The organism is Roseovarius sp. (assembly GCF_018066915.1).
GTDB lineage: Bacteria > Pseudomonadota > Alphaproteobacteria > Rhodobacterales > Rhodobacteraceae > Roseovarius.
Genome location: NZ_JAGPVV010000147.1, coordinates 1 through 9,286, shown reverse-complemented (window position 1 = coordinate 9,286; position 9,286 = coordinate 1). Strand labels below are relative to the sequence as shown.

At 63.0% G+C, this 9,286-nt stretch carries 14 protein-coding genes and 1 tRNA gene; 6 read left to right on the top strand and 9 right to left on the bottom strand.

What is annotated here, in order from left to right:
* From KBT70_RS08045 to KBT70_RS08035, 3 genes are all read left to right on the top strand, one after another.
* The coding region (locus KBT70_RS08045; protein WP_296630983.1) for a VOC family protein at positions 1 to 307 on the top strand (307 nt) is incomplete at its 5' end.
* Positions 308 to 363: 56 nt separating this feature from the next.
* The gene (locus tag KBT70_RS08040) at positions 364 to 888 is read left to right on the top strand and encodes a Twin-arginine translocation pathway signal (RefSeq protein WP_296630980.1); all 525 of its coding nucleotides are present in this window, start codon (positions 364 to 366) and stop codon (positions 886 to 888) included.
* Positions 889 to 915: 27 nt separating this feature from the next.
* The gene (locus KBT70_RS08035; RefSeq protein ID WP_296630977.1) at positions 916 to 2,487 is read left to right on the top strand and encodes a GMC family oxidoreductase; all 1,572 of its coding nucleotides are present in this window, start codon (positions 916 to 918) and stop codon (positions 2,485 to 2,487) included.
* A gap of 72 nt (positions 2,488 to 2,559) precedes the next feature.
* Here KBT70_RS08035 and KBT70_RS08030 read toward each other — a convergent pair whose 3' ends face one another.
* Genes KBT70_RS08030 through hisF form a run of 3 tightly spaced genes read right to left on the bottom strand, consistent with a single transcriptional unit; the run spans position 2,560 to position 3,929 of the window.
* Complete coding sequence (locus KBT70_RS08030; protein WP_296630975.1) at positions 2,560 to 2,850, bottom strand: Dabb family protein; 291 nt, start codon at positions 2,848 to 2,850, stop codon at positions 2,560 to 2,562.
* A 3-nt stretch (positions 2,851 to 2,853) separates the two neighbouring features.
* Positions 2,854 to 3,168, bottom strand: a complete 315-nt coding sequence (locus tag KBT70_RS08025; RefSeq protein WP_296630972.1) for a phosphoribosyl-ATP diphosphatase — start codon at positions 3,166 to 3,168, stop codon at positions 2,854 to 2,856.
* Positions 3,165 to 3,929 (bottom strand): imidazole glycerol phosphate synthase subunit HisF, encoded by a 765-nt coding sequence (hisF, locus tag KBT70_RS08020; protein ID WP_296630969.1) that lies wholly within the window; start codon positions 3,927 to 3,929, stop codon positions 3,165 to 3,167. Before hisF ends, KBT70_RS08025 begins: the two co-directional genes overlap by 4 nt.
* Positions 3,930 to 4,031: 102 nt before the next feature.
* Between hisF and KBT70_RS08015 the strand changes: the two genes are divergently transcribed.
* Positions 4,032 to 4,484: a DUF302 domain-containing protein gene (locus KBT70_RS08015; RefSeq protein WP_296630966.1), complete on the top strand. Its 453-nt coding sequence runs from the start codon at positions 4,032 to 4,034 to the stop codon at positions 4,482 to 4,484.
* A gap of 15 nt (positions 4,485 to 4,499) precedes the next feature.
* Here the strand turns inward: KBT70_RS08015 and hisA are convergent, their stop codons facing one another.
* Complete coding sequence (gene hisA / locus KBT70_RS08010; RefSeq protein WP_296630963.1) at positions 4,500 to 5,222, bottom strand: 1-(5-phosphoribosyl)-5-[(5-phosphoribosylamino)methylideneamino]imidazole-4-carboxamide isomerase; 723 nt, start codon at positions 5,220 to 5,222, stop codon at positions 4,500 to 4,502.
* Positions 5,223 to 5,357: 135 nt separating this feature from the next.
* On the opposite strand from hisA, the gene KBT70_RS08005 reads away from it, so the two are divergent.
* The gene (locus KBT70_RS08005; RefSeq protein WP_296630960.1) at positions 5,358 to 5,747 is read left to right on the top strand and encodes a DUF2147 domain-containing protein; all 390 of its coding nucleotides are present in this window, start codon (positions 5,358 to 5,360) and stop codon (positions 5,745 to 5,747) included.
* Between the two features lie 60 nt (positions 5,748 to 5,807).
* On the opposite strand, the gene KBT70_RS08000 is transcribed toward KBT70_RS08005, so the two are convergent.
* From KBT70_RS08000 to KBT70_RS07985, 4 genes are all read right to left on the bottom strand, one after another.
* Positions 5,808 to 6,740, bottom strand: a complete 933-nt coding sequence (locus KBT70_RS08000) for a glutaminase (RefSeq protein ID WP_296630958.1) — start codon at positions 6,738 to 6,740, stop codon at positions 5,808 to 5,810.
* Entirely contained in the window at positions 6,741 to 7,379 is a 639-nt protein-coding gene (gene hisH, locus KBT70_RS07995; RefSeq protein WP_296630956.1) for an imidazole glycerol phosphate synthase subunit HisH, read from the bottom strand. It lies immediately after the preceding gene.
* Positions 7,380 to 7,382: 3 nt separating this feature from the next.
* Complete coding sequence (hisB, locus tag KBT70_RS07990; protein WP_296630954.1) at positions 7,383 to 7,970, bottom strand: imidazoleglycerol-phosphate dehydratase HisB; 588 nt, start codon at positions 7,968 to 7,970, stop codon at positions 7,383 to 7,385.
* A 122-nt stretch (positions 7,971 to 8,092) separates the two neighbouring features.
* A tRNA-Gly gene (locus KBT70_RS07985) sits at positions 8,093 to 8,167 on the bottom strand.
* A 209-nt stretch (positions 8,168 to 8,376) separates the two neighbouring features.
* On the opposite strand from KBT70_RS07985, the gene KBT70_RS07980 reads away from it, so the two are divergent.
* A complete protein-coding gene (locus KBT70_RS07980; protein ID WP_296630951.1) occupies positions 8,377 to 8,703 on the top strand; it encodes a DUF1330 domain-containing protein in 327 nt (108 codons plus the stop codon).
* Between the two features lie 6 nt (positions 8,704 to 8,709).
* Here the strand turns inward: KBT70_RS07980 and KBT70_RS07975 are convergent.
* Positions 8,710 to 9,286 (bottom strand): Sua5 family C-terminal domain-containing protein (locus tag KBT70_RS07975; RefSeq protein ID WP_296630946.1); only part of this gene is annotated, 577 nt, incomplete at its 5' end.

The following is a 9,286-nucleotide window of genomic DNA, read 5'->3' as shown; positions in this document are numbered from 1 at the left end:
GGACCGGCTGGATTTCGAGAAATTCACCCTCGTCTACATGTCGAATGACAAAAGCCCGTTCGAGGTGGAACTGACCATCAACAAGGGCCGCACCGAGCCTTATGACCGCGGTGATGGCTATGGTCATCTGGCCGTTCTGGTCGAGGATCTGGCGGCAGAGCATGCGCGGTTCGAGGCCGAGGGCCTCAATCCCCGCAAGATGGTGGAATTCGCCCCTGACGGCAAACTCGTGGGCAAGTTTTTCTTTGTCGCCGATCCTGACGGCTATGAAATCGAAGTTCTGGAACGCGGTGGGCGTTTCAAATGAGAGCAGGCGCGCGCGCCACACCGGGCGCGAGCGTTTACCATTAGGGAGGAGAACCAATGACTGATACCAATGCCCGTAAAGGGCTGACCCGGCGCGAGTTGCTCTCGCGCTCTATTGCGGCGGGCGCAAGTTTTGTCGTAGGCGCTGGCTATGTCGCCAGCACCGATGCGGCCTGGGCGCTCGAGACCCAAGCACTCAAGCCTGAAACGATGGCAACGCTGATCCAGATGGCCCGCGATATCTATCCCCATGACCATCTGGCCGATGAATACTATGCCATCGCGGTCAAGGGCTATGACAGCGCCGAGGCCGCGACAGGGATCGAAGCAGGCATCGCAGGCCTCAACGCCGCGGCACAGGGCAAAGGCCACGCCGATTACCTGAGCATCGGCTGGGAGCGTGACCGTGTCGACATTCTGCGCAGCATCGAAGACAGCGCGTTTTTCCAGCAGATCCGGGGCGGGCTGGTGACGGGCCTCTATAACCAAAAGGCGGTTTGGCCGCTCTTTGGCTATGAGGGCGAGTCCTTTAGCCAGGGCGGTTACATCAACCGCGGCTTTGACGACATCAACTGGCTCTGAGCCATAGCCATCTAGGGAGGAAAGACTATGGCTGCACCTTTTGATCATAATGACGACACTGTGATTGTTGTCATCGGCACCGGCGCGGGCGGCGGCGTGCTGTCCAACGAGTTGGCGCAACGCGGCGTGTCCGTCGTGGCGCTCGAAGCAGGCGGGCGCTATCTGCCCGAGGATTACATCAACGACGAATGGGAAAGTTTTGGACAACTGGCCTGGCTCGACCCGCGCACCACGTCGGGTGACTGGCGCGTGGCCAAGGATTTTTCCGGCCTGCCCGCTTGGATCGTCAAGGCGGTGGGCGGCACCACGACCCACTGGGCCGGGGCCTCGATCCGCTTTCAGGACCACGAATGGAAGGCCAAGACCAACTATGGCCCGGTGCAGGGTGCCAACCTGCTCGACTGGCCCATCGACGCTGCCGAAATGGCACCGTGGTATGACAAGGCCGAGAAAAAACTGGGCGTGACCCGCACCAACGATCTGGCCGGGCTGCCGGGGAACAACAATTACAAGGTGTTCGAGGCAGGCGCCAAGGCGCTTGGCTACAAGGAAGTCCACACCGGGCGCATGGCCATCAACTCCGAGGAATATGACGGGCGCATGGCTTGCCAGCAGACGGGCTTCTGCTTTCAGGGCTGCAAATGGGGTGCGAAATGGTCTGCGGCCTATACCGACATTCCGCGCGGCGAGGCCACGGGCAATCTCGAGGTGCGTTCCAAGGCGCATGTCGCGCGCATCCTGCATGACGACAGCGGCAAGGTGACGGGCGTCGAGTATTTCGACGAGGCGGGCAATCTCCAGATGCAAAAGGCGCGTGCCGTTTGCGTTGCGGGCAACTCGTTCGAATCGCCCCGTCTGCTCTTGAATTCCGCCTCGTCGATGTTCCCCGACGGGCTTGCCAATTCCTCGGGTCAGGTGGGGCGCAACTACATGCGTCACATGACCGGATCAGTCTACGGCGTGTTCGACAAGCCGGTGAAGATGTGGCGCGGCACGACCATGGCGGGCATCATTCAGGACGAAGCGCGGCACGACCCCTCGCGCGGCTTTGTCGGCGGGTATGAGCTGGAAACGCTGGCGCTTGGCCTGCCCTTCATGGCTGCGTTCCTCGATCCCGGTTCATGGGGGCGCGAATTCACCACCGCGCTTGACGCCTATGAGAACATGGCTGGCATGTGGATCGTGGGCGAGGATATGCCGCAGGAAACCAACCGCGTCACCCTAAACCATGACGTCAAGGACCAGTGGGGCCTGCCCGTGGCCAATGTGCATTTCTCGGATCACCCCAATGACGTGGCGATGCGCAACCATGCCTACAGCCGGGGCATCGCGGTTTACGAGGCGGTGGGGGCTACGCGCACCTTCCCGACGCCGCCCTACCCCTCGACCCACAATCTGGGGACCAACCGCATGTCCGAAAACCCGCGCGACGGGGTGGTGAACAAATGGGGTCAAACCCATGACATCCCCAACCTCTTTGTCTCGGACGGCTCGCAGTTCACCACCGGGGCTGCGGAAAACCCGACGTTGACCATCGTGGCGCTTGCCATGCGTCAGGCGGATCACATCGCGGGGGAACTGTCACGCGGCAACCTCTGATCGGTTGCCCCGTCCCTCCCCCGGCACCTCACACTCTCCCCGAGGTGCCGGGGGATATGGGCCAAAAGGCTGTTACGTGGATTTGAAATCCGCCGCGATGCGCAATTCGCGCAGCGGCCGCACTAGGGCTATGCACTCGGCATAGATCGGATCGGCCTTGTAGGCGGCAAGCGCTGCCTCATCGGTGAATTCCGCATAGACCACCAGATCAACCTGCGCGCCCGCGATCACATCGCTCTGGAGATTGCGCCCCACTTCGAAATGCGAGGAATGGGGTATCCGCGACAGCATCATCAGCCCGTCGCGGATGCGTTCGATATCGTCCGGGTTGGCGGCGGAAAAGAATACAATATGGCGGATCATGTCTCAGTCTTTCGAGCGGGAGGCTTTTTCTGTCAGGCCAGAGGTGCCCTGACGACGGGCGAGTTCGGCCATGACGTCAGATAGGGCGACATCGCGCGATTGCAGCATCACCAACAGGTGAAAGAGCACATCCGCCGCCTCTGAGGTCAGACGCGCCCGGTCGCCCTTTACCGCCTCGATGATCGCCTCGATGGCCTCTTCGCCGAATTTCTCGGCGCATTTTTCAGGCCCTTTGGCCAGCAACTTCGCGGTCCAACTGCTCTCGGGGTCGGTCCCTGCGCGCGCGGCGATAATCTGGGCGAGGTCGTCAAGTGTCATGCCGCCAGCCTCATGGGAATACCAGCGGCGGCCATATGCGCCTTGGCCTCGGCAATCGTGTAGGTGCCAAAGTGAAAGATCGAGGCGGCGAGGACAGCCGAGGCATGCCCTTCGGTCACGCCTTCGACCAGATGGTCGAGCGTGCCCACACCACCGCTTGCGATCACGGGGATATTCACCGCATCGGCAATCGCGCGGGTGAGCGGCAGGTTGAAGCCCGCCCGCGTGCCGTCGCGGTCCATCGAGGTGAGCAGGATCTCCCCCGCCCCCTTGGCGGCCACAAGGCGGGCAAATTCGACCGCGTCGATGCCCGTGGGCTTGCGCCCGCCATGGGTGAAAATTTCCCATTTTCCGGAGCTAACGGTCTTGGCGTCGATGGCCACCACGATGCACTGGCTGCCAAACTGATCGGCGGCACGCGCCACCACATCGGGATCGGCCACGGCAGCGGAATTGAAGCTGACCTTGTCCGCCCCCGCCAGCAAGAGCGCGCGCACATCCTGCGCGCTGCGCACGCCACCCCCTACGGTCAGGGGGATATAGCAGGCCTCGGCGGTGCGCCGGACCACATCGAACATGGTGCCGCGATTCTCATGCGTGGCGTGAATGTCGAGAAAGCACAGCTCATCCGCCCCCGCCGCATCATAGGCCCGCGCCGCATCCACCGGATCGCCCGCATCGCGCAGATCGACAAAGTTCACGCCCTTGACCACGCGGCCATCAGCGACATCGAGACAGGGGATGATACGGGTCTTGAGCATAGTACCGCTGTTACAGGAATTTCACGCCGTTGTTTATGGGCAAATCGGTTAACATGCCAGAGGATAAGACCCATATAAGCGTTGCAAATGAAGGAGTTTACCATGAAGCGTTTTCTTGTCGCAGCCACGATGGCCCTCACCGCCCTGCCCGCCCTCGCCAGTGAGGATGATATCATCAAGGTCAAATCCACCAGCGATGTCGCCACGACCATGGACCGGCTGGAAGCAGCCGTAACCGGAGCCGGGGCCACGGTCTTTGCCAGGGTCGATCACGCGGCGGGTGCTGCCAGCGTGGATCTGGCGCTTGACCCCTCGCAGGTGCTGATTTTCGGCAACCCCAAGATGGGCACGGCCGCGATGCAGGATGACCCGCTGGCCGGGTTGTTCTTGCCGATGAAAGTGCTGGTCTATCAGGATGGCGCAGGGGAAACTTGGCTCGCCTATCAAGACCCCGAGGATATGTTCGACGACACCGGCATCAACGACGACGCCGAATACATCAAGATGATGACTGGCGCGCTTGGCAAGCTGACGGGCGCGGCCGCAGGACAGTAACCGCTCTGGCCGCGCTCAGCCCCTGAGCGCGGCCAAGGCCGCCCCAAGATCAAGCGCCCCATCATAGAGCGCGCGCCCCGAGATCGCCCCATCGAGCGCCACGCCGCAATCGCGCAGCGCGATGAGATCCTCGAGCGACGACACCCCCCCAGAGGCGATCACCGGAATGCTCACAGCACGGGCAAGGGCCGCTGTCGCCTCGATATTCGGGCCCTGCATGGCCCCATCGCGGTTGATGTCGGTATAGATGATCGCCGCCACCCCGGCATCCTCAAAGGATTTCGCGAGGTCTGTCGCCTCCACATCGGTCTCGGTGGCCCAGCCTTTGGTCGCCACGCGGCCATTGCGCGCGTCGATCCCAACGGCCACCTGCCCCGGAAAGGCGCGCGCCGCCTCGCGCACCAGCGCGGGGTTTTCTACAGCCACGGTGCCCAGAATCACCCGCGCCAGACCTTTGGCCAGCCACCCTTCGATGGTCGCCATATCGCGGATACCGCCGCCCAATTGCGCGGGCACCGGGCATGCCGCCAGAATCGCTTCGACTGGGGCCGCGTTGACGGGTGCCCCGGCAAAGGCGCCATTGAGATCCACCAGATGCAGCCATTCACAGCCCGCCGCGACAAATTCTTGCGCCTGCGCCGCCGGGTCTTCGTTGAACACGGTCGCGCGGTCCATATCGCCCCGCAAGAGACGCACGGCCTTGCCGTCCTTGAGGTCGATGGCGGGGTAGAGGATCATCGCGCGGGCCTTTCATCTGTGTTGCCCGCGCGATTTGGCATGCACGCAGGGGAATTGCAACGCGACCCGACGTCAGACTTGATTTGTAGCGCCTCAGTGGCACAGGATTTTCGGGAATGTCAGGGAGGATCAGACATGCGTAAACTGGTGATGATGACGGCGGTATTCACGATGGGGGCCGGGATGGCGATGGCAGAGCCGCTCCTCGGGACATGGCGCACCGCCAAGGATGACAATGGCCATTCCGGGCTGATCGAAGTGGCGCCCTGCGGCGCGAAACTCTGCGGCACGCTGGTCAAATCCTTTGATGAGAGCGGCAAGGAAATGCAGAGCAAGAATATCGGCCGCCAGATCATTTCCGAAACTGCCCCCACGGGCGGCGGCGAATACAAGGGCAAGGTCTATTCGCCCGACCGCGACAAGACCTATAACTCCAAGCTGCAACTCTCGGGCGATACGCTGTCGGTCAGTGGCTGCGTGTTGGGCATCTGCCGCGACGGCGGCACCTGGCAAAAGGTCAAATAAGGGCCAGACGGTCCGGCACGGGGCGGATGCGGCGCATCTGCCCCTGTGCATCTACCCCGGTCAGGCTGGCCCGAACACCGACCAGCCGATCCGCGTGGTCAAATGCTCCATCGCCTCGGTGCCCAGCTTGGAATTCCCATAGTGGTTGAGCCCCGGCGACCAGACCGCAATCGCCGCCACGCCCGGCACGACCGACAGAATACCGCCCCCCACCCCGCTCTTGCCCGGCAGCCCCACGCGAAAGGCATAATCGCCCGACCCGTCATAATGCCCGCAGGTCATCATCAGGGCGTTGATGCGGCGAATACGCGCCTGTGAAACCAGCCGCGGCGCACCCTCACCCCCCACCAGAAAGAGCCCGGCATTGGCCAGTTGCGCGCAGGTCATCTCGACCGCGCATTGGTGGAAATAGGTGCCAAGCGTCAGGTCCGGCGGGTTTTTCAGGTTGCCATGCGACAGCAGGTAATGCGCGAGGGCAAAATTCCGGTGGCCGGTGGCGATTTCCGAATGGGCGACGCGATGATTGATATGGATGGCTTCATCCCCCGCCGCCGCGCGGATGAACCGCAAGAGCGCGCCAAGGGTTTCACGCGGGGTGGCCCCTTGCAGAACCGCATCGGTGGTCACAATCGCGCCCGCGTTGATGAACGGGTTGCGCGGATAGCCCTTTTCCAACTCCAAGAGCAGCATCGAATCAAACGAATGCCCCGACGGCTCGCGCCCGACGCGGGACCAGAGCCGGTCGCCCAATTTGCCAAGGGCCAAGGCCAGCATGAACACCTTGGACACGGACTGGATCGAAAACGGCACCTGCGCATCGCCCGCCATCACCGTAGGCTGACCGGGCCGCGCGATGGCGATGCCGAACTGGTTCGGGTCCACATCCGCCAATTCGGGAATGTAATCCGCCACCTTGCCTCGGTCGTCAGAGGCGCGCGCAATCTCGGTGATCTCGTCCAGCAGCGGCTGGAGCGGGGGCAGCGCCTGCGCCATTCAGGGTTTCCAGCGCAGGAAATTCGCGATCATGCGTAGGCCGGTCTTTTGGCTTTTCTCGGGGTGAAACTGGGTGCCCACGATGGTGTCGCGCCCCACCACAGCGGTGATCGCCCCGGCATAATCGACATGCGCCAACATATGCGCGGGGTCATCAACCCGAAACTGATAGGAATGCACGAAATAGGCGTGATCCCCCGTGCTGATCCCATCGAGCACCGGATGCGCGTGGTCGATCACCAGATCGTTCCAGCCCATATGTGGCACCTTGAGCACCGGGTCTGAGGGGGCAATCGGCCCGACCGTGCCGCCGATCCAGTCGAACCCGGCGGTTTCCTCATATTCCAACCCGCGCGTGGCGAGCATTTGCATGCCGATGCATATCCCCATGAAGGGACGCGCATGGGTGATCACCGCCTCTTCAATGGCCTCGAACACGCCGCGATGGTCATAGAGCGCCCGCCGACAGGCCGGAAAGGCCCCATCCCCCGGCAGCACGATCCGCGTGCCCGTGCGGATGGTTTCGGGGTCCGAGGTCACGATCACGGCCCCTGCCCCGGTCTCTTGCGCCATACGCTCGAACGCCTTTTGCGCCGAGTGCAGATTGCCGCTCTCGTAATCGACGATGACGGTGGTCATGGGCTAGAGACTGCCCTTGGTCGAGGGAATCGCATCCGCCTTGCGCGGGTCGGTCTCGACCGCTTCGCGCAGGGCGCGCGCCACGGCCTTGAACGCCGCCTCGGCCATGTGGTGACTGTTGATCCCGTGCAGCGCATCGACATGGCATGTAATCCCGCCATGGGTGCTGAACGCCTGAAAGAATTCACGCACCAATTCGGTGTCAAAAGTGCCGATTTTCTGCGTGGGCAGATCCATGTTCCACACCAGATAGGGCCGCCCCGACAAATCAAGGGCGGCGCGCACCAGCGCATCATCCATCGGCAAGAGACAGGCCCCATAGCGCCGGATGCCGCGCTTGTCGCCAAGCGCTTGGCTCAACGCTTGACCAAGGGCGATGCCCACGTCCTCGACCGTGTGGTGATCGTCGATATGCAGATCGCCCGTGCAGCGCACGGTCATGTCCACCAGCGAATGCCGCGCGAGTTGATCCAGCATGTGATCAAAGAACCCGACCCCGGTCTGATTGTCATACCGACCAGTGCCGTCGAGATTGATGGTGACGCTGATGTCGGTCTCGGCGGTCTTACGGGTGATTGTGGCGCTGCGCATGGGGCCTCCGTCAAGCTTTCGTGGCTCTATACTGCGCCTCGTGGCGCAGGCCAAGCGCCAAGCACGGAATGTCACGATCCCCCCGGCGGATCGCCCCAAATTTCTTTAATTATAAGGAAATTTGGAGCGGGCGAGGCGATTCGAACGCCCGACCCTAACCTTGGCAAGGTTATGCTCTACCCCTGAGCTACGCCCGCATCCTTGGGTGAGGCGTGATCTATAAACTCTGGCGCGCGGCTGCAAGAGGAAAATTCGCGGCGCGCGGAAAATTTTTGCGCGCCCGCCGCGCGGCAGGGTTGCGACCTAAGTAGGAGCGTCAAAAGTGGCAGCCCGCGCGCCGGGCATGTTAGGCTCTGCGGGCATTGGGGCCATGGGGATGGTGGCCCTTCACATCAGGAGGAAACGCATGCCAGCCTATCTTATCGCGCAGGTCAAGATCACCGATGATGCCTGGGTTCCCGATTACGCGGCCCGGACGCATGACATCGCCGCCAGACATGGCGGGCGCTATCTCTCGCGCAGCGCGAACATCGCGACATTGGAAGGCACAGCGCCCGACACCACCCTGATTGCCCTGATCGAGTTTCCCTCGGCCGATGCCGCGCGCGCCTTTGCCCATGATCCAGACTACGCACCACTGGCGCAGGCGCGGCAGGCCGGCAGCGAAGGGCATTTCTGGGTGATCGACGACACCGATGCCGCAGGCTCGATTCCCTATTTGCCCAAAGGCTAAAGGTTGTTACCCCGGCAAACTCTCGTCGCGCGGGGCCGCCGCACGACGCAAGCGATCGTTGATGGCACGACCAAGCCCAGTTTCGGGAATGGGCGATACCGCGATCGGTGCCCCCCGCGAATCAAGTGCGTGCAGATGACCAAAGAGATTGGCCGCCGCCTCGACCAGATCGCCGGAGGGCGACAGGTTCAGGTCCGCGTCCACCGGCCCGAACCCGAGCAGCACCTCTCCGGCCCGCCGCTCGCGCGCGTCCAGACGCACGGGCGCACCCGGCGCGTAATGGGATTGCATCTGGCCGGGGGCCACCAAAGGATCATCGGCGGAATGGCGTACCAAATCCGCGTCCAGAAGGGACTCGATGGACTCAACCGGCACCCCGCCGGGGCGCAGCAGACTGGGCCGCCCAACCAGCCCCACGATGGTGGATTCCACCCCCACCGCACAGGCACCGCCCTCGATCACCGCCTCGATCCGCCCCGAAAGCCCCGCCAACACATGCGCCGCCGTGGTCGGGCTGATCCGCCCCGAAGGATTGGCCGAAGGGGCCGCCACCGGTCCGCCGAACGCCGCCAGCAAGCCCTGC